This is a genomic window from Brevundimonas lenta (genome assembly GCF_014196335.1).
GTDB lineage: Bacteria > Pseudomonadota > Alphaproteobacteria > Caulobacterales > Caulobacteraceae > Brevundimonas > Brevundimonas lenta.
The window spans coordinates 1088649-1112036 of sequence record NZ_JACIDM010000002.1; the positions used below are offsets into that span (position 1 = coordinate 1088649).

The following is a 23388-nucleotide window of genomic DNA, read 5'->3' on the forward strand; positions in this document are numbered from 1 at the left end:
CCTAGCCCGGAACGAAGGTGTCGAACGCCGAGTCGATCACCAGCTCGATCAGCCCCACCCGGAACCGTTCCAGCCGCGTCCGCGCCACGCCCAGCTGGGTCAGCGCCGCCAGCGTCGCCAGACTGGCCCGGCCGTCGACCAGGTCGGCGAACTCCCGCGGGGTCAGCTTGTTCAGCGCCAGCGCCTCGGTCCATTTGCGCAGATCGGCCTCGGTCCGCTTCAGGAAGGTCCGCGCATCCTCCTGCGCCTCCTGCAGCCCCTGCCGCAGCATGTCCTTGGCCAGCGTGGTCGCGCCGGCCGTGACGGCGTCGATGAAGGTGTCGAAATCGCTCATGCCCCGCCCCCGGCGCTGACCGGCGGCTTGCACCGGGCCGGCTCTTTCTTGTTCACTTCCAGACAGATGATGTAGTCGAACGCCTCGCCCAGCTGGGCCTTCTTCTCGGTGCGATAGAACTCGCCGGTCGTCCCCTGCTCGCGCCACGTCCGCACGAAGCCGCCGTACAGGCCGCCGTTGGGATCCTTCAGCACGCGCCACTGGGCGGTCGAGATTTCGTTCTGCGCCATCCCGGCCGAGAACTCGTACGCCGCCTCAAGCTTGATGGTCAGCGCGGCCACGGCGTCGGCGTTGGCCGCCCACGGCCCGGCCGAGCGGTCGACCATGGCCATCACCTCAGGCTTCAGGCTGGTGGCGTTGCGATAGGCGTCGAGACTGTACCCCGCCATCAGCGGCGTGCAGCCCGCCAGTGACAGCAGGGCCAGCGCGCCGGCCGCGGTGATCGCCGCTCTTCTCATCGTGCCCCCTCCGGCGAAGCTTCGACGGACGGTTGCACGCCTGACAGATTTCGACAACCGCGGGTCGGCGGACGTCCGGGTGGTGCGAGCGGCGGGGATCGAACCCGCATGACCGAAGTCGAGGGATTTTAAGTCCCTTGCGTCTACCAGTTTCGCCACGCTCGCCGGATCAACCGCCGGACTGCTTCTCCAATGTCGTACGCGCCGTCATTGGTCGAGGCTTGACCACAAACGTCAGCAGCAGCGCCAAGGGAAAGAGGACCGGCAAGCGACCCCCGATATTTCCTCCCACGAAGAAGAGCGCCGGCACGAAGCAGCAGATCAGCGCGACGGTCTGCTGCCACCCCAGAGGCATCCTCGTGACGCGCACGAACGTCCAGAACCACGCAACGAACCCCACGACGCCGGAAACAGCGATGAGGACCTCGGCATTGTCCTGAATCCATCCCATCCCGTCAGTGCGCCGCCGCCGTTGCCGGGCGCATCGCCCGGAAGTCGACGTCGGAGTCCGCGATCAGATAGACCAGCGCGGCCCAGGCGGCGACGTTCTGGCTCATCTGCGCCGGATCGATCTTGTCCAGGGTGTCGTCGGCCGTGTGGTGCAGGTCGAAATAGCGGGTGCCGTCCTGGTTCAGGCCGAATACCGGCACGCCTGCGCCTGCCAGCGGTCCGATGTCGGCGCCGCCGTGCAGCTCCGGGTCCTGCGAGGGCAGCACGCCGATCGGATAGAGCACCCGCGCCGCGATTTTGGCGAAGTCCGAACCCTGCGCGCCCGGCGGCAGGCCCAGGGCGAAGACGCGGTCGGCGCCGAAGTCGCTCTCGCCAGCGATGATATGCTTGTCCACCGCCGCGCCGATGCCGCGCAGATAGGCGCCGCCGCCGTTGCCGGTGTTGTTCGGCTGGTCGACCTCTTCGGAGCCGTACAGCACCACGCGAATGGTCCGCGCCGGACGACGTCCGCTCTCGGCGATGGCCTTGGCCGCCGCCAGGGTGATGCCGCCGCCCGCGCCGTCGTCGATGGCGCCGGTGCCCAGGTCCCAGCTGTCCATGTGCGAGCCCAGCACGATCACTTCGTCCGGACGCGTCCGGCCGGTGATCTCGCCGACCACGTTCTGCGACACGGTCTCATAGGTGTGGGCGGTCGAGGACAGGCTCAGGCGCACCGTCTCGCCCATCTCGATCAGGCGCGAGACCTGGTCGGCGTCCGGCGCCGACAGGGCGAAGCCCGGCAGAGGCACGCGGCCGTCGATATAGCGGGTGGTGCCGGTGTGCGGCATGCGGTGCTCGTCCGAGCCCACGGAGCGCATGATGAAGGCGACCGCGCCCTTGGAGGCGGCGGCGCCCGGTCCGGCGCTGCGGATGCGGGTCAGCGGGCCATAGCCGGCGCCGTCCTGCATGCGGATCATCTGTCCGGCGTCGACGAAGGCGATCTTGCCCGCCAGCGAACCGGCCGGGGCGGCGTTCAGGTCTTCCAGGCTGGTGAAGCGCACCACTTCGGCCTCGATCACGCCGTTGGTGCCGGGCGAGTGGCCCAGGGCGGCGACGACCAGCGGCTGCGGACGCGGACCGATGATGGCGGCGCTCTCCTCGCCCCGCTCCCATCCGACCAGCGGGAACTCCTCGATGCGCACGTTCTGGAAGCCGTGGGCCCGCATGTAGTCGGCGGCCCAGGCCGCGGCGGCCTGCTCGGACGGCGACCCCGCCGGGCGCGGCCCGAAGCGGGTGGTCAGCTGGGTCACATAGTCCAGCGCGATGTTCTGCTCCATCGCCGCGTCGCGGATCGTCTCCGCCCGCTGGATGGTCGCGGCGTCCTGCGCGAAGGCGGGCGCGGCGAGGCTCAGCGCGAGCGCGCTGGCGGCGAGAAGACGGGCGGACAGACGCATGACGGCTCCGGGGACTCAGAACGAGGTGGCGGAACCTAGACCGTGGTTGTCGGCGCGAGAAGCGCTCGCGCCGGAGTTTTCACGCGCCTGCCGTAAGGCCCGCGCGGATCACTCGCCCTTGACGTAGGCCTCGACCGGACCCTGCAGCTTCACGGTCAGGGCCTTGCCGCGACGGTCGACGCGGTTGCCGACGGCCAGGCGGACCCAGCCTTCCGAGATGCAGTATTCCTCGACGTTGGTCTTCTCTTCGCCCTTGAAGCGGACGCCGATTCCCTTCGCCAGCAGGTCGGCGTCGTGGAACGGGCTGTCGGGATCGACGGAAAGGCGGTCGGGAAGGACGTCGGTCATGGGAAGGCTCATCGAAAAGTCAGTCGCCGCCTTTAGCCGACCCGGCCCCGCGCTCCAAGGCCCGATCCCGGCTTGACCTGACCCCGCGTCAATCGGCTAGGTTAGTTTCGAAAAGATACGGACCCGGCATGAGCGACCTCGTCATCCGCGATTTCACCGCCCCCGCCGCCGACGGCTATACGCTGTCGATGCGGCTGGTCTCGGCCGCCGCCCCCGCCGTCGCGGTCCTGGTCAGCTCCGGCACAGGCTTCCCCAAGGGCTTCTACGACCGCTTCGCCCGGCATCTGGCCGGCCGCGGCGGCGCCGTCCTCACCTACGACTTCCGCGGCATCGCCGGTTCCCGCCCCGACGACCTCGCCGCCATGCAGATGGACTACCCGGACTGGGGCCGGCTCGACATGCCCGCCGCCCTCGACGCCCTGATCGAGGCGGCGCCCGGCCTGCCCGTCGTCCACGTCGGCCACAGCGTCGGCGGCCACTTCCTCGGCTTCATGCCCAACCACGACCGCATCGCCCGCCACGCCTTCGTCTCGGTCGGCAGCGGCTACTGGGGCCGGCACCATCGCAGCTACAACCCGCTCGAACTGTTCTTCTGGCTCGCCTACGGCCCGTACAGCCTGGCCCGCCACGGCTACATCAAGGGCGGCGGCCTGTGGGCGGGCACCGACCTGCCGCGCGGTGTCTGGGAGACCTGGCGGCGCTGGTGCCTCAAGGAGCCCTACTTCCTCGATGAGCTGAAGGACCGGCTGCGGCCCCATCATTTCGACGCCGTGACCGCCCCGATCCGCTCATGGATCTTCACCGACGACCCGATCGCCACCCCGGTCAGTTCGCCCATCCTGCTGCAGGTCTATCCGAACGCTCCGAAAGACATCGTCGTCCGCGCTCCGGCCGACTACGGCGTCCGCCGCATCGGTCACGAGGGCGCCTTCCGCCGGGGCATGGAGCCGCTGTGGGACGAGATGTTCGGCTGGCTCCGGGCAGCTTGACCGTGGCGAGGTTCGGGCGCCACCTGCCCGACCGGAGGACGCCATGATCCATTTCGCCCTGATCGCCGCTCTGCTGCAGACCGCGCCGGTGCCGGTCGACTGCGCCGACGCCGATCACAGCGCCTTCAACTTCTGGATCGGAGACTGGGATGTCCTCGCCTCCGGGACTGACGTCGTCGTCGCCCGCAGCGTCATCGCCCCAACGGTCGACGGCTGCGGCATCCGCGAGGACTACCGCCAGAGCGTCGCCCCCGGCGGCGAGTCCAGCCGCTACCAGGGCGCCAGCGTCAGCGCCTTCGACGCGCGGTCGCGCACCTGGCGCCAGTTCTACGTCGACAGCGCGGGGACGGTGACCATCTTCGAGGGCGGCGTCATCAGCGACGGCGCCATGGTCCTCATCGGCCCCGGGCATGAACCGGACGAGCTTCAGATGATGACCGTGACGCCCCAGGCAGACGGCACGGTGCGTCAGGTCGGCGCCAATTCCATCGACGGCGGCTCGTCCTGGTCGACCGGCAGCTACGATTTCACCTACCGGCGCCGTTGAACCGGCGCGGAGGCGGCCTAGGTAAGCGCATCCCTCCCGGAGCCCTGCCATGACCGACCAGCCCGCCATCGACGTCGAAGGCTATTCCATCCCCCTGCTCGGCTTCGGCACCTGGATGCTCGAATCCGACGACGCGCGCCGCATGGTCACCGAGGCGCTGCGCATCGGCTACCGCCACATCGACACGGCCTGGATCTACAAGAACGAGGAAGCGGTCGGCGACGGCATCCGCGACGCGCTGGAGGCCGGCTACCTCAACCGCGACGACCTCTGGCTGACGACCAAGATCTGGGTCGACCATTTCGACCGCGACGGTCTGCTGGAACAGGCGCGCGAGTCCGGCCTCAGCCTCGGCTTCACCCCCGACCTCCTGCTGCTGCACTGGCCCAAGACGCAGCCGTCGCTTCAGGAAACCATCGACGCCCTGAACGAGGCGCGCGAGAACGGCCTGACCCGCACCATCGGCGTGTCCAACTTCCCCTCGGCCGAGTTCCGCAAGGCCCAGGAGCTGTCGCAGGCCCTGCTGGTCACCAACCAGGTCGAGTACCACCCCTATCTCAAGCTCACGAAACTGCTCGAGACGGCCAGAGAGCTCGACTCCTCCATCACCGCCTGGTCGCCGCTGGCCCAGGGCAAGGTCGCCGACGATCCGGTGCTGAACGAGATCGGCCGCGCCCACGGCAAGTCCGCCGCCCAGGTCACCCTGCGCTGGCTGATCCAGCAGAACGTCATCGCCATTCCGCGCACGACGAAGGAAAGCCGCGCCGCCGAAAGCTTCAACATTTTCGACTTCGAGCTCAGCGACGACGAGATGCAGCGCATCTTCGGACTGGCCCGTCCCGACGGTCGTCTCGGCGACTGGATTGATCCCGCGTTCAAATGGGATGAAGAATGGGCCTGACGCGCCCCGCTGAGAGGGCGCCGCGCACATAGGGAGTGCGGCAGATGGGCTCGGTGCTGGGTTTCCCCCACGTCGATCCGTACGACGCGGCGGTCGGCGCAAGGCTGAAGCGCTGGCGCGAAAAGCGCGGCCTCAGCGTCGATGAGCTCGCCCGCCAGATCGACCTCACCCCGGCGGAGGAGCGCCTGGCCGAAGCCGGCCGCGCCCACCTGACCACCGCCCAGATCGGCGCCGCCACCAGCGTCCTGCACCTGCCGCTCTGGGCGCTCGTCTCCGACTCCCGGGCGTACTGAGTGGACCGCCGCCGCGCCGCCCTGATCTGGCGCGCGGTCTTCGCCCTCGTCGGGTGGGTCACCCTTGCGGTCAAATACGGGCTGATGCTGAACGAGCCGTCCGGCCGGACCGTCGCCGCGACCACGCTGCAGTACTTCAGCTACTTCACCATCCTGGGAAACGTCCTCGTCGCCCTGGCCCTGACCGCCCCCGTGCTGGCGCCGCGCTCATGGCTGGGGCGGTGGAGCGAGGGCGAGGGCGTGCGCTCGGCGGTGGCCATGTACATCGCCGTCATCGGCGTGGCCTACCACTTCCTCCTGTCCGGCCCGTGGACCCCGGTCACGCCCGCGGTCGTGACCACCGTCTTCCTCCACTACGTTATGCCGATCGCCTTCGTGATCGACTGGCTGCTGTTCACGCCCAAGGGGACGCTGCGCTGGATCGATCCGGTGAAGTGGCTGTCCTTCCCGGCCCTGTACGCGACCTGGACGGTGGCTCACGGCTACGCCACCGGCTTCTGGCCCTACTGGTTCGTCAACGTGCCGCAGCTGGGCGCCGCGAAGGCCCTGCTCTGGTTCACCATCCTGCTGGTCGTGTTCCTAGCCGCCGGCTCCGCGCTCGTCGTCATCGACAGGTTCGCCCTCAGGCGTGACAGTCGCGCGCGCGCCGCTTAAGCGGTACCGCATGGCCTACAAATCGCTTCGCGACTTCATCGACATCCTCGAAGCCGAGGGCGAACTGGTGCGCGTGTCCGAGCCGGTCTCGACCCATCTCGAGATGACCGAGATCCAGACCCGCCTGCTGCGCAACGGCGGCCCGGCCGTGATCTTCGAGAAGCCCGTCATGCCCGACGGCTCGATCAGCCCCATTCCCTGCCTCGCCAACCTGTTCGGCACGGTGAAGCGCGTCGCCATGGGCGTGACGCTGGAGAAGAAGTCCCGCACCACCGCCGCCGAGCTGCGCGAGGTCGGCGAGCTGCTCGCCTTCCTGCGCAACCCGACCCCGCCGCGCGGCCTCGGCGACGCCATGGAGATGCTGCCGCTGGCCCAGACCGTCATGTCGATGCGGCCCAAGGTGGTGAAGTCCGCTCCGGTCCAGCAGGTCGTGCTCAAGGGCGACCAGATCGACCTCACCAGCCTGCCGATCCAGGGCTGCTGGCCCGGCGAGCCCGCCCCCCTGATCACCTGGGGTCTGGTCGTCACCAGGGGACCATCCGACGCCCGCGAGGACGATTTCAACCTCGGCATCTACCGCATGCAGGTGCTGGGCAAGGACAAGGCCATCATGCGTTGGCTGGCCCACCGTGGCGGCGCCCAGCACTACGCCCGGCACAGGAAGCGCAGCAAGGAGCCCCTGCCCTGCGCCGTCGTCCTCGGCGCCGACCCGGGCACCATCCTCGCCGCCGTCACCCCGGTGCCGGACACCCTGTCGGAATACCAGTTCGCCGGCCTGCTGCGCGGCGCCAAGGCCGAGCTCGTCCCCTGCAAGACCGTGCCGCTCATGGTCCCGGCCCACGCCGAGATCGTGCTGGAGGGCCACGTCCTGCTCGACGAGCATGCGCCCGAAGGCCCGTACGGGGACCACACCGGCTACTACAACTCGGTCGAGACCTTCCCGGTCTTCCAGGTCACCGCCATCACCATGCGGAAGGACCCGATCTATCTGACCACCTTCACCGGCCGTCCGCCGGACGAGCCCTCGGTGCTGGGCGAGGCGCTGAACGAGGTCTTCATCCCCCTGCTGCGCCAGCAGTTCCCCGAGATCACCGACTTCTGGCTGCCGCCCGAGGGCTGCAGCTACCGCATCGCCGTGGTGTCGATGAAGAAGGCCTACCCCGGCCACGCCAAGCGCGTGATGCTCGGCGTGTGGAGCTATCTGCGCCAGTTCATGTACACCAAGTGGGTCATCGTCGTGGACGACGACATCGACGCCCGCGACTGGAAGCAGGTCATGTGGGCCATCTCCACCAAGATGGACCCGGCGCGCGACATCACCCTGATCGAGAACACCCCGATCGACTACCTCGACTTCGCCAGCCCCGAGAGCGGCCTCGGCTCCAAGATCGGCCTCGACGCGACTGACAAGTGGGAGCCCGAGACCAAGCGCGAGTGGGGCGAGGAAATCCGCATGGATGACGCCGTCGTCTCGCGTGTGTCCGAAATCTGGGACCGGCTCGGATTGCCGGGTGACGGAACGCCGATCTGGAAATAGGTCAGTCGGCGTAGAGCGTGGACAACCGGGCGGCGCTCGTCTTCATCGCCACCCTCAACGCCTCCGGCGCCAGCACCTCCGCCTCCGCCCCCAGTCGCTGGAAGTCCGTCGCCGCGTGCTCGACCGACTCGATCGGAACCTCGACCTCGACCCAACCCTCTGCGGCCACCGGCGCCGCCGCCGCGATCCGCGCCTGCTCCACGCCCAGCTTCGCCAGCCGCTTCAGCCCCGCCTCCGTCAGCCGCAGCCGCGCCGTCCCGGTGAAGATCTCCGCCTCGAACCGCTTCGACGTCTCCGCCCACCACGCCGCCAGGTCGAAGCCCGCCGGACGCTCGAACGTCTCCTCGCCGACCGTCAGTTCCAGGATGTTCGACACGCGATAGGTCCTCGGCTCGCCCCGCGACGCCCCGACCGCCCGCGCCGCCAGGTACCAGAGCCCGCCCTTCAGGATCAGGCCCAGCGGCTCCAGCGTCCGCGCCACCTCCCCCTTCCAGCTCTCGTAGCGCACGGCGATCGGCCGGTTGGTCCACACCGCCTGGGCGATGACCGGCAGCCGCTCCGCCTCGTCGGCGTCCTGGTACCAGCCCACCGGATCGAGATGGAACCGTCCTGCCAGCCGCTCGGCCGCCGCCTGCCGCTCCGGCGGCAGCGCCGCCAGCAGCTTCAGCTGCATCGTCGTCACCGCGCCCGAGAAGCCCATCTGCGCCGCCGGCCCCGACAGACCGCCGAGGAACAGCGTCTCGGCTTCCGCGTCCGTCAGCCCGGTCAGCCGCGTCCGGTAGCCGTCCATCAGCTGGAAGCCGCCGGACCGCCCCCGGTCCGCATAGACCGGCGCCCCGGCCGCGCTCAGCTGGTCGATGTCGCGATAGATCGTGCGCACCGACACCTCGAATTCGGCCGCCAGCGTCTCGGCGGTCGTCCGCCCCCGGGTCTGGAGGATCAGCAGGATCGAAAGCAGTCGGCTGGCGCGCATTTTTCGACCATAGCCGATAAATCCTGACAGCGGATGTCAGCTTACCCGGCCTATCCCTTCACCATCACGAAGGAGCCGCCCAATGTCCGCCCAACCGATCGAAACCCCGACCCAGGTCCACGACTTCGACTTCCTGTTCGGCCATTGGGCCGTCCAGCACCGCAAGCTGAAGGTCCGCGGCGTCGGCGGCGACGACTGGGACGTCTTCTCCGGCACGGCCTTCACCGAACCGCGCATGGGCGGGATCAGCAATATCGAACAGCACGACTGCCCCGAGCGCGGTTGGCAGGGCGTCGCCGTCCGCACCCTCGACCTCGCGACCGGCGACTGGTCGATCTACTGGATCAGCGACCGCGACGGTCGCCTGTCGCCCCCCGTCGTCGGCCGCTTCCACGCCGACGGCTGCCGGCTCGAGGGTCCCGACACCGACGGCGGTCGCCCCATCATCGCCCGCTACGAATGGTCCCGCGTCCATTCCGGCGCGCCCCGCTGGGCCCAGTCTTTCTCCTACGACGACGGCGCGACCTGGGAGCTGAACTGGGTCATGGATTTCGCGCGGGCGGCCGCCTGATGCCGGTCGTCGAACTTCGCCAGTACACCCTCCACCCCGGCCGCCGCGACGAACTCATCGCCCTGTTCGAGCGCGAGTTCGTCGAGAGCCAGGAGGCCGAAGGCATGACCCTGATCGGCCAGTTCCGCGACCTCGACCGGCCAGACCATTTCGTCTGGCTGCGCGGCTTCCCCGACATGGAGACCCGCCTGCGCGCACTCCGGGCCTTCTACTCAGGCCCGGTCTGGCAGACCCACCGCAACGCCGCCAATGCGACGATGATCGATTCCGACGACGTCCTGCTGCTCAAGCCGCTCGACGCCGACGCCGGCTTCGTCCTCGGCGAGCGTGCGCCCGTCGGCGCGACAGGCACCGGCTTGGGCGCCGTCGTCTGCGGCGTCCACCGCCTGTCCGGCCCCGACGACGCCCTGCCCGCCCGCTTCCGGGCGGAACTCACACCCCGCCTCGCCGTCTGCGGCCTGACCCCGGCCGCCGTCCTCGTCACCGACGACAGCCCCAACACCTTCCCCGCCCTGCCGGTGCGCGCTGGCGAACGCGTACTGGTCTGGCTGGCCCTCGCTCCGGACCAGCCCGCCGCCGACGCCGCCCTCGCGAGGGCCCGCGCCGACCCCGCTCTGGCATCCATCCTCAACAATGCGCTGCAACTTATGCGTCTTCAGCCCACCGCACGCTCGCGCCTGCACGACTGACCCGCTACGGTGCCGCTTGTTGCGTCGGGAGCAGGCATGAGCGCGTTCGAATTCTTCTTCAGTTTTTACGGCCTGCTTCTCGGCCTCTCGGTGGCGGTGCTGGCGACCGGCGCGGCCCGGGCGTTCAAACACCGCAAGACGGTCCGCGTCGGCTGGCTGACGCCGCTTCTGGCGGTCTTCGTCGCCCTCGACACCGCCACCTTCTGGGACGCGGCCTGGGCCAATTTCCGCGACCTGCCGTTCGGCTATGGCCTGCTCGTCGGCGGCCTGGTCGTCGCCGTGATCTATTACATGGCCGCTTCGCTTGTCTTCCCGGACGAGACTGACGCCGCCACCTCGCTGGACCAGCATTTCTGGGCCAGCAAGCGCACGGTCCTCATCCTGCTGATCCTCGCCAACCTGCTCGGCGGGGCGGCGCAGCTGGCCGTCAACCTGACGCGCGACAACGGCCAGTATCTGCTCGGCTACTACTCGGTGACCATCGCCATCTATGTGGCGCTGGTCGGTCTGGCGGCCTGGACCAAACGGCGGTGGCTGTTCGCCCTGACGCTGGGGCTGCACACGGCGCTCTACCTCTCCCTCGCCGTCCTCACGGTCCTGACGCCGCCGCATCCCGAGACGCCGGTGGCCCAGGCCGTCGCCGAGGGCCCTCAATGAGCGCCTTCGAGTTCTTCTTCAGCTTCTACGGCCTGCTGCTCGGCCTCTCGGTCGCCGAACTGGTCGGCGGCTTCGCCCGCGTGCTGCACGAGCGCCAGCGGGTCCGTTTCGGCTGGCTGACGCCCCTGCTGGCGATCTTCGTGGCCATGGATGTGGCGACCTTCTGGTCCCAGGCCTGGACCATCTTCCAGGGCGCGCCCTTCAACCTGTCGCTGCTGTTCGTCGGCCTCGTCGTCGCCGCCACCTTCTACGTCGCCGCCAGCGTCACCTTCCCGCGCGTCACCGCCGAGGGCGTCAGCGACCGTATCGATCTGGACCAGCATTTCTGGTCGCACCGGCGTCTGGTCTTCACCTGCGTGCTGGTCGCCAACCTGATCGTCGCCAGCCTGTTCGCGACCCTGATGAGCGTCAACGCCGACTTCGCCGCCCTCTCCACTCCGCGCCTGTGGATCGGCATGGCCGTCTTCGTCCTCGGCACCGCGGCCGCCGCCTTCGCGCCGTGGCGCCGCGTCGCCGTCGGCGCCCTGGTGATCGTCGTCGCCTACAGCGTCTTCAACGTCCTCCGCTCCGCCGCCGTCCTCATCGCCGCCGGCGGCTGGTCGCCCCCGGGAGCCTGAGGCATGAGCGCCTTCGAATTCTTCTTCAGCTTCTACGGGCTGATCCTCGGCCTGTCGGTCGCCGAGATCGTCACCGGCCTGGTGCGGGTGTTCAAGCAGCGGCAAAGGGTGCGCGTGGGCTGGCTGACGCCGATGCTGGCGCTGTTCGTGCTGCTGGACATCGCCAGCTTCTGGGTCGGCGCCTGGATCTCCATGCAGGATTTGAATGTCAGCTACCGGCTGATCTTCCTGGGGCTCGTGATCGCGGGAATCTATTTTGCAGCGGCGTCCCTGGTCACCCCGGACGACCTCAACGAATGGCCGGACTTCGACGACTTCTATGACCGGCACAAGCGGTTCGTGCTGGCGGGCGTCGCGATCGCCAATCTCATAGCGTCCCATCTTGTTCGCCCTCTCTCAGGAGGCGGAATGGAGAACTACGCCGCCCCGGAGGTCTGGTTCTGGATCGTCTCCAACAACCTGTTCCTTCTGGTTCTGGCCCTGGTGCGCAATCGTCGGATCAACGTCGCCCTCCTGGCGTTCGGGATCGGGATGTATCTGCTGACGGCCGTCCTCGGGTGAAGACTTGCGGCGGCCAGGCTTTTGGCGGACGAAGACCTCCATGCGCCAAGTCCTGATATGCGCGGCCGCCGCCGCCGCCCTGATCGCGAGTCCCGCCGTGTCCCAGTCCTCCCCCCCGTCCGTCCCCAACGCCGCCCCCTGGGATCAGCCGTTCCTGCCGCCCGCGCAGCAGTGGGACGGAGCCAGCCGGTCGCTGCTGCGCGACGCTTCGGATCCCTGGGTCACCGCCTTCGAGGCTGACGCGGACCACGACTTCAGCCCGACCTACGCCGACACCCGCGCCTGGTTCGACCGCCTGGACGCCGCCTCCGACCTGATCCGCATCGAACAGTTCGGCGTCTCGCCGGAAGGCCGTCCGATGTACGCCGTCATCGCCTCCAAAGACGGCGCCGCCTTCGACCCGTCCAAGCCCGTCCTGCTGGCCCAGGCCGGCATCCATCCGGGCGAGATCGACGGCAAGGACGCGGGCATGATGCTGCTCCGCGACATCGCCTTCTACGGCAAGTCGGACCTGCTGGACCGGGTCAACCTGATCCTGATCCCCATCCTCTCGGTCGACGGCCATGAGCGCGCCTCGGCCTACTCCCGCCCCAACCAGCGCGGACCGCGCATCCAGGGCTGGCGCAACACGGCGACCAACCAGAACCTCAACCGCGACTACCTGAAGCTGGACCAGCCCGAGATGCAGGCCGTTCGCGGTCTGATCGTGAAGTACCGGCCCGATCTCTACGTCGACATCCATGTCACCGACGGCATGGATTACCAGTACGACGTCACCTACGGCTACAACGGCGAGGACGGCGTCTATTCCCGCTCCCCCGCCACCGCCGCCTGGCTGGACAGCGCCTTCAAGCCGGCCGTCAACGCCGCTCTCGAAGGCCAGGGCCACATCCCGGGCGAACTGGTCTTCGGCGTCGACGACTCCAATCCCCGCGCAGGCCTGTCCGACGGCGGCCTCGGAGAGCGCTTCTCCAACGGCTGGGGCTCCGCCGCCCACGTCCCGACCATCCTGATCGAGAACCACAGCCTCAAGGGCTACGAGCAGCGCGTCCTCGGCACCTACGTCTTCCTCGAACAGGCCATGCGCACCCTCGCCGCCGACGGCCGCGACCTGCGCACCGCCATCGCCGCCGACAGCGCCCTGCGCCCGGCGCAGATCCCGGCCAATTTCGAGGCCGACGCCCAGCCCGCCACCACCCGCGCCTTCAAGGGCATCACCTGGGAGACCTACGACAGCCCCGCCTCGGGCCGCCGCGAGGTCCGTTGGCTCGGCCAGCCCGATCCCGTCCTGTGGCAGATGCCCTTCTACGGCTCGCACCCGACCCTGACGCTGGACCGGCCCGAGGCCTACTGGGTCCCGTCGTACCGCACCGACCTGATCGAGCGTCTGCGCGTCCACGGCGTGACCATGGAGACGCTCGACGCGCCGCGCACCGTCTCCGTCGACCTGCTGCGCCTCAACGATCCGAAGCTGGCGACCCGCGCCAACGAGGGCCACGTGCCGGTCACGGTCACCAGCGTCACCCCGCTGCGTCGCGACTGGACCTTCCCGACCGGCTCGGTGCGCGTCCCGACCGACCAGCCGCTCGGCGACATCGTCGTCCTGCTGCTGGAGCCGCAGTCGAACGAGAGCTTCTTCGCCTGGGGCATGTTCCCCGAGGTGCTCAGCCGCGTCGAATACATCGAGGGCTACGCCATCGCCCCGCTGGCCGAGCGCATGATGGCCGCCGACCCGGCCCTCAAGGCCGAGTTCGAGGCGAAACTGGCCGCCGAACCGGCCTTCGCCGCCGACGGCGACGCCCGCCTGCAGTGGTTCTACGAGCGCACCCCCTTCTACGACGACCACTACCGCCTCTATCCGGTGGGCCGGGAAACCCGCCCTTGAGGCTCGCCGCCGCCGTCGCCTTGATCAGCCTCGCGGCGGCGCCGGTCTGCGCCCAGTCGGTGACCGTCCCGTTCGATCCGCACGGAGGCTCCGTCGCCCTCGACCTGGTCGTCGACGGCCGCCCGCTGGTCATGCTGCTCGACACTGGCGTCGATCCCTCGGTCGTCGATCTGGAGACCGCCCGCGCGCTCGGCCTCCCGCTCGACGGGCCCGCAGGCGCGGCTGAAGGCGTCGGCGACGGCGACGCGGCCATCACCCCCGTCACCGTTCGCGACCTGCGCCTCGGCGATCTGGGCGTCCCGGCCGTCGAGGCCGTGGCGATGGACATGGCGCCTCTGCGCGCCCGCTACGGCAAGCCGCTCGACGGCGTCCTCGGCTACAGCTTCCTGTCGTCGCGCATCGTCCTGATCGACTACATCGACGACGCGGTCTCCGTCCTCGACACAACTGCGGACGCCGCCGCCCAGACCGCCGTTTGCCGCTCGTCGTGGCGCACGCCGCTCGTCTCCTTCGCCGACGACACCATCCCCGTCATCCCCGTCCGCTTCGGCGACGTGGAAGGCCCCGCCTCCATCGACACCGGCTCGAACGGGACCATCGGCCTGCTGCAAAGCGGCGCGCGGCTGCTCGACTCCCGCCTCACCGTCACGGGCGAGGCCCGGGTCACCGGCGCGCGCGGCGCGACGACCAACGCCGTGGTCGTCCTCGACGCCCCCGTCAGCTTCGGCCCCTTCGTCCTGCCTGCCGGCCAGACGGTCCGCGTGCGCCGCGACGCCGGCTCGCCCGAGACCCGCATCGCCAACCTCGGCAACGGCCTGTTCCGCGCCCTCGGCCTCAAGATGCTGCTGGACTATCCGGCGAAACAGATGACCTTCTACGGCGACTGCCGGGCCTGACACCCGGACGGCACATCCGGGGGAGCCCATGTCCAACGTCGAGGCGCTGACCTTCCACACCGAGTCCTTCCAGGCGGTCGCCCTGTGGGCCGGCCTGTCGCTCCTGCTGCTGCTGATCCTGTCGATCCGCATCAGCCTGGGCCGCCGCCGGCTCAAGGTCTCGACCGGCGACGGCGGCCATGCCGAGCTGACCGCGACCACCCGCGCCTTCGGCAACGCCGTCGAATACGTGCCGATCACCCTCATCGCCCTGGTTATCCTGGCGATCTTCTACAGCGCCCTGGTCATCCATGTGATCGGCGGCGCCTTCGTCCTCGGCCGCATCCTCCACGCCTGGGGCATGGGTCAGCAGAAGCAACCGGCGCTCGGCCGCATGCTCGGCATGGCGCTGACCCACATCCCGCTGATCGCCGCCGCCCTCCTGCTGATCGTCGCCAGCTTCCTCTGAGGGCGGTTGCGCCGCCGGGGCCGCGCCGTCATATCGGGGCATGACTTCCCCGCGTGACGCCGCTTCCGCCGACATCCTCCCCGCCCTCGTCGCCGCCGCGCTGAAGGCCGGCGCCGACGCCGCCGAGGCGGTCTCCTCCGAGCGCGCCTCGCTTTCGGTCGGCGTCCGCAACGGCGCCCTCGAGGATGTCGAGCGCGAGGAGAGCCGCGACCTCGGCCTGCGCGTCTTCATCGGCAAGCGTCAGGCCACCGTCTCCGCCTCCGACCTGTCCGAGGCCACCCGCAGCCGCCTGGTCGAACGCGCCGTCGCCATGGCCCGCCTCGCGCCCGAGGATCCGTACGCCGGCCTCGCCCCGCAGGACCGCCTCGCCCACGGCCCCTTCGCCGACCTCGACCTGTTCGACCCGTCAGAACGCAGCGCCGCCGAGCTGGAGGCCGCCTCCGCCGAGGCCGAAGCCGCCGCCCTCGCCGTCGACGGCGTCGCCAAGTCGGAAGGCGGCCACGCCTCGCACTCCACCAGCCGCTGGCGTCTGGTCACCTCGCACGGCTTCGACGGCGCCTATCACGGCTCGGCCTTCTCGCTGGGCGTCGGCGTCATCGCCGAACAGGACGGCGTCATGGAACGCGGCGGCGAGCACCGCGCCACCCGCCACCTCTCCGACCTGCCCTCGGCCGAAAGCATCGGCGCCTTCGCCGGCCGCCGCGCGGTGGCCCGCACCGGCGCCCGCAAGATCGCCTCGACCACCGCCCCGGTGATCTTCGAGAACCGCGTCGCCACCCAGGTCCTGTCGCCCCTGCTCGGCGCCGTCTCCGGCCCCTCGATCGCGCGCGGCACCTCCTTCCTCAAGGACCGCCTCGGCCAGCCCGTGCTGCCGAAGGGCGTCAGCCTGATCGACGATCCCTTCCGCCCGCGCGGTCTCGGCTCCACCCCCTTCGACGACGAGGGCGTGGCCGTCACCCGTCAGGCCATCGTCGACGACGGCGTCCTGACCACCTGGCTGCTCAACAGCCCGGCCGCCGCCCAGCTGGGCCTCGCCTCCACCGGCCACGCCTCGCGCGGCCTCGCCGGCCCGCCAGGCGTCTCGACCCACAACCTGCACCTCGAGCCTGGCGAGCAGGACCTCGACGGTCTGATGGCCGAGGCCGGGACCGGCCTGCTCATCACCTCGATGTTCGGCCCGTCGCTCAACGCCAACAACGGTGACTGGTCCGCCGGCGTGTCGGGCTTCTGGTTCGAGAACGGCGTCATCGCCTGGCCCGTCAGCGAGATCACCGTCGCCGGCGCCCTCAAGGACCTCTGGGCCCGCATGGTCCCGGGTTCCGATCTGGAGTTCCGCGGCAGCTTCAACAGCCCCTCCCTGCTGTTCGACGCCGTCGCCATCGCAGGAAAATGAGCGACTACGCGTCAGACCTGGCCCTGATCCGCGACGCCGCCGTCGCCGCCGGCCGTCTGGCGCTCGCCGAGCGCGACCGCGGCCTGAAGATCTGGTCCAAGTCCGGCGGCTCGCCCGTCACCTCGGCCGACATGGCCGTCGACCAGTTGCTGCGCGCCTCCCTGCTCGGGGCCCGCCCCGACTACGGCTGGCTGTCCGAGGAGACCGCCGACGGCCCCGAGCGCATCGGCCGCGAACGCATCTTCGTCGTCGACCCCATCGACGGCACGGTCGCCTACATGAAGGGCAAGCCGTGGTGGTGCATCCCGATCGCCGTGGTCGAGAACGGCCGCCCGGTCGCCGCCGTCATCCACGCCCCGGCCCTGGACGAGACCTTCGCCGCAACCCTCGGCGGCGGCGCGACCCTGAACGGTCAGCCCATCACCGCCTCGGACACCACCGACCTCGACGACGCCTCGGTGCTCGGCGATGCCCGCCTGCTGGAGGGCCCGCACTGGGCCGAGCCCTGGCCCGCCATGCGTTTCGAGAAGCGCAACGCCATCGCCTACCGCATGGCCCTGGTCGCCGCGGGCGCCTTCGATGCGGCCATCGCCCTGACGCCGAAATGGGACTGGGACGTCTGCGCCGGCGCCCTCATCGCCGAGGAGGCGGGGGCCAGGGTCACCGATCACCACGGCGGGCCGTGGGGCTTCAACCAGCTCGATCCGCGCCAAAGCAGCCTGATCTGCTCCGCTCCGGCGCTTCACCCGTTGATCGTGCGGCGCACAGCGACTATTCCGCTCGCGCCCCGCTAGAACCAGCCTTCCGCCCCCCGGAGCCCGCCATGACCGCCGACGCCGACCACCAGCTGCTCCATATCGTCATCGGCGGAGAGCTGACCCATCCGGACAAGCCCGTCTTCCGCGACCTGAAACAGGTCGAGTTCGTCGGCGCCTTCCCGAACTACGAGGAAGCCCGCAAGGCGTGGAAGGCCCGCGCCCAGGCGACGGTCGACAACGCCCACATGCGCTATTTCATCCTGCATGCGCACCGGCTCATTGACCCGAGCACCGACAAGCACGAACACTAAGCGGAACCGCAGGCGCGCCTGGAACGCTTCGCTTAAGACAGCGATGCTGACGGAGGGTCCTACGCCATGAACGCCATTCTGATCGTCCTGATTTTGCTGGCGCTCGGCGTCGGCATCGTCGTCTGGGCGACCCGCGGCAAGAAGACAGAATCCAGCAACGCGCCGCTGGAATCCGATACGGCGTGGAACGATCCGGTCACGCCGGGTGAGCCCGCCCGGCCGATCCACTACGATGACGCGGCCGCGCCGCCCAGGACCGACACCCGCCCATGACCCTGTTCGGACGCACCTTCGGCCCGGAAGAGATCTTCAGCCTCATCTTCCTGCTGACGGCGCTCGTCCTGTGGCTGATGGCCTGGCGCGGCGAACGCAGCTGGACGCACTGGTTCCAGCGCTGGGAGTCCGAGCGCAAGGCCCGCCGCGACGCCGAACTGTCCATGGAGCAGGACGGCCAGGCCCCGCCGCGTTCGTCCGACGGCCCGCGCGGCCCCTGGGGCTGACGCCTACTCGCGCTTCAGCAGCTTCTCGGTCAGCACCGTCCCCCACCAGTTCGCCTTGAACTCGGCCCGGATCGCCTTCGGGTCGTAGGCGTCGCTGTCCACCCAGTCGATGAAGCTGACGCCGGTCGGCTCCACCTCCTTCAGGTATTTCTCCAGCGTATAGTCCAGCACCCCGGTCAGCCCCTCGCGGTGGTGCAGGTATTTCTTGTCCAGCTGCTTGATGGCTTCCGACATCGGTTCGCCCAGATGGAAGTGGCGATAGAAGACCGCCATCATCCCGGCCCGGTCCGCGCCCGACTTGCAGTGGATCAGCACCGGATACTCGATCGTTTTGAACAGCTCCCGCGCCCGGTGGATGCGGTCCCGCTGCGGCGGGTCGCGGCTGTCCAGCGGCGCGTCGATCAGGGTCAGCCCCAGCCGCTCGCAGGCGTCCTTCTCCAGCGCATAATAGGCCTCGTCCCGCGCCCCGCGCAGGTTGATCACCGTCTTGATGCCCTGTGATTTCCAGTACGCCAGCTGCCGCGGCGACGGCTGGTTGGTCCGCACCAGGTCCGGCCCCAGCCAGTGCGCGTTCGAGAACCACCGCCTCAGAAAGGCGTGGTCCTTCCACACATAGTCCCACTTCGCCTTGAACCGGCCTTTGGGGGTCGAGAGGTCGTAACGCGCCATAGGCCCGCAGATAGCGGTTCACATGCCCCGCGTCATCCGCACGAGGATCGCAATCCGTCGCTCCGCGATGTTACAGTCACGCCATGCCCAAACCGACGACAGAACAACGGTTGAAGGATCTCGCAAGGGACATTGCGCGACAGGAGGCCGCCATTGCGCCCGCGGCGCCGCCGACCCGGCCGCCAAAGCCCGCGCCGCCACAGATCGGAGCACGCGAACGCATTGCCCGTAAGATTCTTGCGATAGTCATCGCCATCTGGTCTTGCTTCATCGGCGCATGGATCGCTGTGAAAGCGGGATTGGCCCATGGGGTCCTGGCCGGTGTCGGCGCCGTGGCCTTCACGGCAGCTGTCGGCGTCGGCCTCTACTTCATCTACCTGTTCCAATGGGGCGTGGCGAAGGAGGTCGCAGGCTGGTTCCGCCGCGATCGACCACGCGGCGACGCTGGCTGACCGGCGCCTACGCCGCCCGCTCCACTGACGCGTCCACCGCCTTCGCGAGCTGCGCCTGGGTGAACGGCTTGGCCAGCCGCGGCAGGTTCAGGCTGCGCGGCTTCGTCTCCAGCAGCAGGTCGGCGTAGCCCGTCGCCAGGATCACCGGCATCTGCGGCGCCCGCGCCCGGATCGCCACCGCCAGCTCCGTCCCGGTCATGCCCGGCATCACCTCGTCGGTGACCACCAGATCGACCTCCGGATGCTGATGCAGCAGCGCCAGCGCCTCCCGCCCGGATGACGCCGAAAGGACCTCATGGCCCAGGTCGTCCAGCATGGCCGTCGTATTGGTCAGCACCAGGTTGTCGTCGTCCACCACCAGCACCAGCAGCCGGTCCGCGCCCAGCGGCGACACGCTCATCGGCCCATCGATCGGATCGACCACCTCGCCCTCGAAGGCGGGGAACCACAGGTCGATCGTCGTGCCCTTGCCGACCTCGCTCTTCACCCCGATGCGTCCGCCGGACTGTGCGGCCAGTCCATGCACCATCGACAGACCCAGACCGGTGCCCTTGCCGACGCCCTTGGTTGTGAAGAACGGCTCGGCCGAGCGGGCAACCGTTTCGGCGTCCATCCCCTCGCCCGTGTCGGTCACCTCGATGAGCACATAGTCGCCGGGCTCCAGCTGCCCGCCGCGCTCGACGATCCGTTCCGTCCGCGCCGTGATGGTGATGGAGCCGCCCGCGGGCATCGCATCGCGCGAGTTCACCACCAGGTTCAGCAGCGACGCCTCCAGCTGGTTCGCATCGGTGTGAATCTTCGGCAGCCGCCCGGGGAACACCAGCTGCAGATCGATCGTCCCGCCGAGGGTGCGCTGCATGAAGTCCGCCATCCCCCGCACCAGCACCGGCACGTCCACCGCCTGCATGGTCAGTTCCTGCTTGCGCGCGAAGGCCAGCATCCGCTCCGTCAGCGCCGCGCCCCGCTCCGCCCCCTGCACCGCATTCTCCAGCAGCGGCGTGATCCGCGGATCATAGGGAAGGCGCTTCCGCACCAGCTCCAGGCTGCCCAGGATCGCCGCTAGCAGATTGTTGAAATCGTGCGCCACCCCGCCGGTCAGCTGGCCGATGGCCTCGATCTTCTGGGCCTGGAACAGGGCCTCGCGCGCCTGCTCCAGCGCCCGCTGGTTCTCCAGCCGCTCGGTCACGTCGCGGGTGATCTTGGCGAAGCCGATCGGCTCGCCCGCCTCGTCGCGGATCACATCGACGATGACGTGGGCCTGGAACCGCGTGCCGTCCTTGCGCACCCGCCAGCCCTCGGTCTCGAACCGTCCCTCCGCCAGGGCGGTGGCCAGCGCCTGTCCGGGCAGGCCCGCCGCGCGGTCCTCTTCCGTATAGAACTCCGAGAAATGCCGCCCCAGGATCTCGCGCGGCGCATAGCCCTTGATCCGCCGCGCCCCCTGGTTCCAGCTCGCGACATGGCCATCCATGTCCAGCATGTAGATGGCGTAGTCGGTCACCCCCTGCACCAGCAGCCTGAACTGCTCCTGGCTGGCGTGCAGCGCCTCCTGCGCCTTCTTCCGCTCGGTCAGGTCGCGCGTGATCTTGGCGTAGCCGACCAGTTCGTCGCCCACCCGGATCGGATCGATGACCACGTGCGCCCAGAACCGCGTCCCGTCCTTGCGGATGCGCCAGCCCTCGGCCTCGAACCGCCCCTCCGTCTCCGCCAGCATCAGCGCCCGGGCCGGAACGCCCGCGGCCTGATCCTCTTCGGAATAGAAGCGGGAGAAATGCCGGCCGACGATCTCCTCGGCCGTATACCCCTTGAAGCGCTGCGCCCCCGGGTTCCAGCTGGTCACCGTGCCGTCGGTGTCGAGCATGTAGATGGCGTAGTCGGTGATCGACTCGACCAGGAGCCGGTACCGGCCCTCGTCCGCCCTCATCTCGATCCGCCCATCGTCCAAAGCCACTGCCCCCCGGCGCGCGCCAATCATCTGGCGCGATTGGCGTTAACGAATACGGCTCAGGTCGGTTCCCGTGCACAACGCGGGATCAGCGGATCGAAACTGGCGCATCGACCGCCCCCGCCACGCCTGTGCGCAACCTCCCCGCTTGACTTCCCCCCGCAGCCGTCCGACCTCGGACCGATGACTCCACCCGCTCCGGCCGACGACGAGAAAGAGGCGCTGCGCCCGTTGCTGGCGCGAATCTGGCGCGACTACCTCTCGCATCACAAGGCGGCGCTGTTCCTGTCGATCCTGTGCGCCGCCGTGGTGGGGATCATGGCCGCCACCGTGCTGCAGCTGCTCGAGCCGGCCATCGACGGCCTGTTCCTCGGCAAGCCGGTGACCATCTGGGGCGTCTTCACCGTCCCGCCGGGCAACGCCCTGACCTGGATTCCCCTGATCATCATCGGCGCCGGCCTGATCTGGACCGCCGCCGCCCTCGGCCAGGCCGCCCTGGTCAACCGGCTGGGCCACGGCATCGTCGGCGACATCCAGGTGCGGCTGTTCGGGGCCATGATCCGCGCCGACCTGGCCCGCCTGCGCAGCCAGCACTCCGGCGGCTTCGTCTCCTCGGTCCTGTTCGACGCCAACCTGGTGCGCGAGGCCTTCACCAACGGCGTGGTCAACTACACCCAGCACGGCCTGACCCTGATCGCGGTCATCGGCTACATGGCCTGGACCGACTGGCGCCTGACCATGATCGTGCTGCTGGGCGCGCCGCTGATCGCCTTCGTCCTGCGCCGCTTCGGCAAGCGCATGCGCAAGGCCACCACCGGCGCCATGGTCGAGACCTCGAACCTCTCCACCGCCCTGATGGAGAACCTCGACGGCGTCCGCCTGATCAAGATCGAGAACCGCGAGGCGGCCGAGGAGGCCCGCGTCGGTGAGGTCGTCAACCGCCGCCAGCGCCACGTCATCAAGTCCGCCGACAGCCGCGCCTTCGCCGGCCCCTTCTCCAACCTGGTGGCCATGGTCGTCGTCGCCGCCGTCATGGCCTACGCCGGCTGGCAGGCCCGCCAGGGTCAGATGAGCGTCGGCTCCTTCGCCGCCTACATCGGCCTGCTGATGGCCGCCGGCCAGTCGCTCCGTCAGGTCACCAATCTGCAGACCGTCATGGCCGAGGGCCTCACCGCGGCGCGGCGCCTGTTCGCCTCGCTCGACATCCAGCCCGAGATTCGCGAGGCGCCCGACGCCCTGCCGCTGGCCGACGGTCCCGTCACCGTCGCCTTCGACAAGGTCAGCTTCGCCTACGCCCCCAGCGGCGCCCCCACCCTGTCCGACGTTTCCCTGACCGTGAAGCCGGGCGAGACGGTCGCCCTCGTCGGCCCGTCGGGCGGCGGAAAGTCGACCATCCTGTCGCTTCTGCCCCGGTTCTACGACGTCACCTCGGGCGCCGTGACCGTCAACGACCAGGACATCCGCGAGCTGAAGCTGCACGACCTGCGCGCCCGCATCGCCTTGGTGACGCAGGAGCCGTTCCTGTTCGACGACACCATCGCCGCCAACATCGCCTACGGCCGCCCCGGCGCCTCCCAGGAGGAGATCGAGGCCGCCGCCGCCAACGCCGCCGCCCACGACTTCATCTCCGCCCTGCCCGAGGGCTATCTGACCCGCGCCGGCGAGGCGGGCCTGCGCCTGTCCGGCGGCCAGCGCCAGCGCATCGCCATCGCCCGCGCCTTCCTCAAGGATGCCCCCATCCTCCTGCTCGACGAGGCCACCTCGGCCCTCGACACCGAGAGCGAGGCCCTCGTTCAGGCGGCGCTGGAGCGGCTGATGCAGGGTCGCGCCACCCTGATGATCGCCCACCGGCTGTCGACGGTGCGCAACGCCGACCGCATCTATGTCATCGAGGCCGGCAAGGTGGTCGAACAGGGCACCCACGCGGGCCTGGTCCGCAAGGGCGGCCTCTACGCCCGCCTCGCCCGGCAGCAGTCGCTGGACGGCGACCCGGTCGCGGCGGTCAGCTGATGGACGCACTGCAAATCTCCCCTTCCCCCCGAGGGGGAAGGGGTCGGGGGATGGGGTGGAGGCGCGCTGTGTCCGGCTACGGCCTCCAGGACTCCGGCGCCTTCCGGTCCCG

The 23388-nt window shown here is 69.5% G+C and carries 29 protein-coding genes and 1 tRNA gene; 21 read left to right on the top strand and 9 right to left on the bottom strand.

What is annotated here, in order from left to right; translation table 11 throughout:
- Nucleotide 1: 1 nt before the first annotated feature.
- The 6 genes from GGR12_RS12730 to GGR12_RS12755 form a co-directional block, all read right to left on the bottom strand.
- Nucleotides 2-334, bottom strand: a complete 333-nt coding sequence (locus GGR12_RS12730; protein ID WP_183204752.1) for a hypothetical protein — start codon at nucleotides 332-334, stop codon at nucleotides 2-4.
- Complete coding sequence (locus tag GGR12_RS12735; RefSeq protein ID WP_183204753.1) at nucleotides 331-792, bottom strand: hypothetical protein; 462 nt, start codon at nucleotides 790-792, stop codon at nucleotides 331-333. The genes GGR12_RS12730 and GGR12_RS12735 overlap by 4 nt, the downstream gene beginning before the upstream one ends.
- 80 nt (nucleotides 793-872) lie before the next feature.
- Nucleotides 873-957 (bottom strand) — tRNA-Leu (locus GGR12_RS12740).
- A gap of 4 nt (nucleotides 958-961) precedes the next feature.
- A complete protein-coding gene (locus GGR12_RS12745; protein ID WP_183204754.1) occupies nucleotides 962-1243 on the bottom strand; it encodes a hypothetical protein in 282 nt (93 codons plus the stop codon).
- A 4-nt stretch (nucleotides 1244-1247) separates the two neighbouring features.
- On the bottom strand, nucleotides 1248-2675 hold the full coding sequence (locus tag GGR12_RS12750; RefSeq protein ID WP_183204755.1) for a M20/M25/M40 family metallo-hydrolase: 1428 nt from the start codon (nucleotides 2673-2675) through the stop codon (nucleotides 1248-1250).
- 108 nt (nucleotides 2676-2783) lie between these two features.
- Nucleotides 2784-3023, bottom strand: a complete 240-nt coding sequence (locus GGR12_RS12755) for a DUF3297 family protein (protein WP_183204756.1) — start codon at nucleotides 3021-3023, stop codon at nucleotides 2784-2786.
- Nucleotides 3024-3151: 128 nt separating this feature from the next.
- Here GGR12_RS12755 and GGR12_RS12760 point away from each other — a divergent pair, with 128 nt between their 5' ends.
- The 6 genes from GGR12_RS12760 to GGR12_RS12785 are packed head-to-tail and all read left to right on the top strand — an operon-like array spanning nucleotide 3152 to nucleotide 7944.
- Nucleotides 3152-4012 carry an alpha/beta hydrolase family protein gene (locus GGR12_RS12760; protein WP_183204757.1) on the top strand — a complete coding sequence of 287 codons (861 nt, stop codon included), beginning with the start codon at nucleotides 3152-3154 and terminating at the stop codon, nucleotides 4010-4012.
- A gap of 43 nt (nucleotides 4013-4055) precedes the next feature.
- Nucleotides 4056-4559, top strand: coding sequence for a hypothetical protein (locus GGR12_RS12765; protein WP_183204758.1), 504 nt, complete (start codon nucleotides 4056-4058; stop codon nucleotides 4557-4559).
- A 49-nt stretch (nucleotides 4560-4608) separates the two neighbouring features.
- On the top strand, nucleotides 4609-5460 hold the full coding sequence (locus tag GGR12_RS12770) for an aldo/keto reductase (RefSeq protein ID WP_183204759.1): 852 nt from the start codon (nucleotides 4609-4611) through the stop codon (nucleotides 5458-5460).
- Between the two features lie 44 nt (nucleotides 5461-5504).
- A complete protein-coding gene (locus tag GGR12_RS12775) occupies nucleotides 5505-5753 on the top strand; it encodes a helix-turn-helix domain-containing protein (protein ID WP_183204760.1) in 249 nt (82 codons plus the stop codon).
- Nucleotides 5754-6407: a Pr6Pr family membrane protein gene (locus tag GGR12_RS12780; protein ID WP_183204761.1), complete on the top strand. Its 654-nt coding sequence runs from the start codon at nucleotides 5754-5756 to the stop codon at nucleotides 6405-6407. It begins immediately after the preceding gene.
- Nucleotides 6408-6417: 10 nt separating this feature from the next.
- On the top strand, nucleotides 6418-7944 hold the full coding sequence (locus GGR12_RS12785) for a UbiD family decarboxylase (protein ID WP_183204762.1): 1527 nt from the start codon (nucleotides 6418-6420) through the stop codon (nucleotides 7942-7944).
- 1 nt (nucleotide 7945) lies between these two features.
- Here GGR12_RS12785 and GGR12_RS12790 read toward each other — a convergent pair whose 3' ends face one another.
- The gene (locus tag GGR12_RS12790; protein ID WP_183204763.1) at nucleotides 7946-8917 is read right to left on the bottom strand and encodes a helix-turn-helix transcriptional regulator; all 972 of its coding nucleotides are present in this window, start codon (nucleotides 8915-8917) and stop codon (nucleotides 7946-7948) included.
- An 82-nt stretch (nucleotides 8918-8999) separates the two neighbouring features.
- On the opposite strand from GGR12_RS12790, the gene GGR12_RS12795 reads away from it, so the two are divergent.
- The 13 genes from GGR12_RS12795 to GGR12_RS12855 all read left to right on the top strand — a co-directional run bounded on the left by GGR12_RS12795 (nucleotide 9000) and on the right by GGR12_RS12855 (nucleotide 18203).
- Nucleotides 9000-9488, top strand: coding sequence for a hypothetical protein (locus tag GGR12_RS12795; protein ID WP_183204764.1), 489 nt, complete (start codon nucleotides 9000-9002; stop codon nucleotides 9486-9488).
- Nucleotides 9488-10177 (top strand): NIPSNAP family protein, encoded by a 690-nt coding sequence (locus tag GGR12_RS12800; RefSeq protein ID WP_183204765.1) that lies wholly within the window; start codon nucleotides 9488-9490, stop codon nucleotides 10175-10177. The genes GGR12_RS12795 and GGR12_RS12800 overlap by 1 nt, the downstream gene beginning before the upstream one ends.
- A 36-nt stretch (nucleotides 10178-10213) precedes the next feature.
- Nucleotides 10214-10834, top strand: a complete 621-nt coding sequence (locus tag GGR12_RS12805; RefSeq protein ID WP_183204766.1) for a hypothetical protein — start codon at nucleotides 10214-10216, stop codon at nucleotides 10832-10834.
- On the top strand, nucleotides 10831-11451 hold the full coding sequence (locus GGR12_RS12810; protein ID WP_183204767.1) for a hypothetical protein: 621 nt from the start codon (nucleotides 10831-10833) through the stop codon (nucleotides 11449-11451). The genes GGR12_RS12805 and GGR12_RS12810 overlap by 4 nt, the downstream gene beginning before the upstream one ends.
- A 3-nt stretch (nucleotides 11452-11454) precedes the next feature.
- The gene (locus GGR12_RS12815; protein ID WP_183204768.1) at nucleotides 11455-12012 is read left to right on the top strand and encodes a hypothetical protein; all 558 of its coding nucleotides are present in this window, start codon (nucleotides 11455-11457) and stop codon (nucleotides 12010-12012) included.
- A 40-nt stretch (nucleotides 12013-12052) separates the two neighbouring features.
- Nucleotides 12053-13897, top strand: coding sequence for a M14 family metallopeptidase (locus GGR12_RS12820; RefSeq protein WP_183204769.1), 1845 nt, complete (start codon nucleotides 12053-12055; stop codon nucleotides 13895-13897).
- Nucleotides 13894-14793 (top strand): retropepsin-like aspartic protease, encoded by a 900-nt coding sequence (locus GGR12_RS12825; RefSeq protein WP_183204770.1) that lies wholly within the window; start codon nucleotides 13894-13896, stop codon nucleotides 14791-14793. Before GGR12_RS12820 ends, GGR12_RS12825 begins: the two co-directional genes overlap by 4 nt.
- A gap of 28 nt (nucleotides 14794-14821) precedes the next feature.
- Nucleotides 14822-15241, top strand: a complete 420-nt coding sequence (locus GGR12_RS12830) for an MAPEG family protein (RefSeq protein ID WP_183204771.1) — start codon at nucleotides 14822-14824, stop codon at nucleotides 15239-15241.
- Nucleotides 15242-15281: 40 nt separating this feature from the next.
- Nucleotides 15282-16634, top strand: a complete 1353-nt coding sequence (locus tag GGR12_RS12835) for a TldD/PmbA family protein (RefSeq protein WP_183204772.1) — start codon at nucleotides 15282-15284, stop codon at nucleotides 16632-16634.
- Nucleotides 16631-17428 carry a 3'(2'),5'-bisphosphate nucleotidase CysQ gene (locus GGR12_RS12840; RefSeq protein ID WP_183204773.1) on the top strand — a complete coding sequence of 266 codons (798 nt, stop codon included), beginning with the start codon at nucleotides 16631-16633 and terminating at the stop codon, nucleotides 17426-17428. Before GGR12_RS12835 ends, GGR12_RS12840 begins: the two co-directional genes overlap by 4 nt.
- Nucleotides 17429-17457: 29 nt before the next feature.
- Entirely contained in the window at nucleotides 17458-17703 is a 246-nt protein-coding gene (locus GGR12_RS12845) for a DUF4170 domain-containing protein (RefSeq protein WP_183204774.1), read from the top strand.
- Between the two features lie 66 nt (nucleotides 17704-17769).
- The gene (locus GGR12_RS12850; protein ID WP_183204775.1) at nucleotides 17770-17976 is read left to right on the top strand and encodes a hypothetical protein; all 207 of its coding nucleotides are present in this window, start codon (nucleotides 17770-17772) and stop codon (nucleotides 17974-17976) included.
- Nucleotides 17973-18203, top strand: coding sequence for a hypothetical protein (locus tag GGR12_RS12855; protein ID WP_183204776.1), 231 nt, complete (start codon nucleotides 17973-17975; stop codon nucleotides 18201-18203). The genes GGR12_RS12850 and GGR12_RS12855 overlap by 4 nt, the downstream gene beginning before the upstream one ends.
- 3 nt (nucleotides 18204-18206) lie before the next feature.
- Here GGR12_RS12855 and GGR12_RS12860 read toward each other — a convergent pair whose 3' ends face one another.
- Entirely contained in the window at nucleotides 18207-18872 is a 666-nt protein-coding gene (locus GGR12_RS12860) for a fused DSP-PTPase phosphatase/NAD kinase-like protein (RefSeq protein ID WP_183204777.1), read from the bottom strand.
- A 110-nt stretch (nucleotides 18873-18982) separates the two neighbouring features.
- Here GGR12_RS12860 and GGR12_RS12865 point away from each other — a divergent pair, with 110 nt between their 5' ends.
- Nucleotides 18983-19324 (top strand): hypothetical protein, encoded by a 342-nt coding sequence (locus tag GGR12_RS12865; RefSeq protein ID WP_183204778.1) that lies wholly within the window; start codon nucleotides 18983-18985, stop codon nucleotides 19322-19324.
- A 7-nt stretch (nucleotides 19325-19331) separates the two neighbouring features.
- Here GGR12_RS12865 and GGR12_RS16745 read toward each other — a convergent pair whose 3' ends face one another.
- Nucleotides 19332-21245, bottom strand: coding sequence for a hybrid sensor histidine kinase/response regulator (locus GGR12_RS16745; RefSeq protein WP_183204779.1), 1914 nt, complete (start codon nucleotides 21243-21245; stop codon nucleotides 19332-19334).
- 204 nt (nucleotides 21246-21449) lie between these two features.
- Between GGR12_RS16745 and GGR12_RS12875 the strand changes: the two genes are divergently transcribed.
- Nucleotides 21450-23276: an ABC transporter ATP-binding protein gene (locus GGR12_RS12875; RefSeq protein ID WP_183204780.1), complete on the top strand. Its 1827-nt coding sequence runs from the start codon at nucleotides 21450-21452 to the stop codon at nucleotides 23274-23276.
- The last annotated feature ends 112 nt before the right edge of the window (nucleotides 23277-23388 follow it).

Coding starts and splice junctions, on each gene's coding strand:
- GGR12_RS12730 (WP_183204752.1), bottom strand. CDS start 334: ATGAGCGATTTCGACACCTTCATCGACGCCGTCACGGCCGGCGCGACC.
- GGR12_RS12815 (WP_183204768.1), top strand. CDS start 11,455: ATGAGCGCCTTCGAATTCTTCTTCAGCTTCTACGGGCTGATCCTCGGC.
- GGR12_RS12790 (WP_183204763.1), bottom strand. CDS start 8,917: ATGCGCGCCAGCCGACTGCTTTCGATCCTGCTGATCCTCCAGACCCGG.
- GGR12_RS12765 (WP_183204758.1), top strand. CDS start 4,056: ATGATCCATTTCGCCCTGATCGCCGCTCTGCTGCAGACCGCGCCGGTG.
- GGR12_RS12755 (WP_183204756.1), bottom strand. CDS start 3,023: ATGACCGACGTCCTTCCCGACCGCCTTTCCGTCGATCCCGACAGCCCG.
- GGR12_RS12735 (WP_183204753.1), bottom strand. CDS start 792: ATGAGAAGAGCGGCGATCACCGCGGCCGGCGCGCTGGCCCTGCTGTCA.
- GGR12_RS12860 (WP_183204777.1), bottom strand. CDS start 18,872: ATGGCGCGTTACGACCTCTCGACCCCCAAAGGCCGGTTCAAGGCGAAG.
- GGR12_RS12835 (WP_183204772.1), top strand. CDS start 15,282: ATGACTTCCCCGCGTGACGCCGCTTCCGCCGACATCCTCCCCGCCCTC.
- GGR12_RS12750 (WP_183204755.1), bottom strand. CDS start 2,675: ATGCGTCTGTCCGCCCGTCTTCTCGCCGCCAGCGCGCTCGCGCTGAGC.
- GGR12_RS12795 (WP_183204764.1), top strand. CDS start 9,000: ATGTCCGCCCAACCGATCGAAACCCCGACCCAGGTCCACGACTTCGAC.
- GGR12_RS12855 (WP_183204776.1), top strand. CDS start 17,973: ATGACCCTGTTCGGACGCACCTTCGGCCCGGAAGAGATCTTCAGCCTC.
- GGR12_RS12845 (WP_183204774.1), top strand. CDS start 17,458: ATGACCGCCGACGCCGACCACCAGCTGCTCCATATCGTCATCGGCGGA.
- GGR12_RS16745 (WP_183204779.1), bottom strand. CDS start 21,245: ATGAGGGCGGACGAGGGCCGGTACCGGCTCCTGGTCGAGTCGATCACC.
- GGR12_RS12840 (WP_183204773.1), top strand. CDS start 16,631: ATGAGCGACTACGCGTCAGACCTGGCCCTGATCCGCGACGCCGCCGTC.
- GGR12_RS12810 (WP_183204767.1), top strand. CDS start 10,831: ATGAGCGCCTTCGAGTTCTTCTTCAGCTTCTACGGCCTGCTGCTCGGC.
- GGR12_RS12800 (WP_183204765.1), top strand. CDS start 9,488: ATGCCGGTCGTCGAACTTCGCCAGTACACCCTCCACCCCGGCCGCCGC.
- GGR12_RS12875 (WP_183204780.1), top strand. CDS start 21,450: ATGACTCCACCCGCTCCGGCCGACGACGAGAAAGAGGCGCTGCGCCCG.
- GGR12_RS12850 (WP_183204775.1), top strand. CDS start 17,770: ATGAACGCCATTCTGATCGTCCTGATTTTGCTGGCGCTCGGCGTCGGC.
- GGR12_RS12805 (WP_183204766.1), top strand. CDS start 10,214: ATGAGCGCGTTCGAATTCTTCTTCAGTTTTTACGGCCTGCTTCTCGGC.
- GGR12_RS12785 (WP_183204762.1), top strand. CDS start 6,418: ATGGCCTACAAATCGCTTCGCGACTTCATCGACATCCTCGAAGCCGAG.
- GGR12_RS12745 (WP_183204754.1), bottom strand. CDS start 1,243: ATGGGATGGATTCAGGACAATGCCGAGGTCCTCATCGCTGTTTCCGGC.
- GGR12_RS12760 (WP_183204757.1), top strand. CDS start 3,152: ATGAGCGACCTCGTCATCCGCGATTTCACCGCCCCCGCCGCCGACGGC.
- GGR12_RS12770 (WP_183204759.1), top strand. CDS start 4,609: ATGACCGACCAGCCCGCCATCGACGTCGAAGGCTATTCCATCCCCCTG.
- GGR12_RS12830 (WP_183204771.1), top strand. CDS start 14,822: ATGTCCAACGTCGAGGCGCTGACCTTCCACACCGAGTCCTTCCAGGCG.
- GGR12_RS12775 (WP_183204760.1), top strand. CDS start 5,505: ATGGGCTCGGTGCTGGGTTTCCCCCACGTCGATCCGTACGACGCGGCG.
- GGR12_RS12820 (WP_183204769.1), top strand. CDS start 12,053: ATGCGCCAAGTCCTGATATGCGCGGCCGCCGCCGCCGCCCTGATCGCG.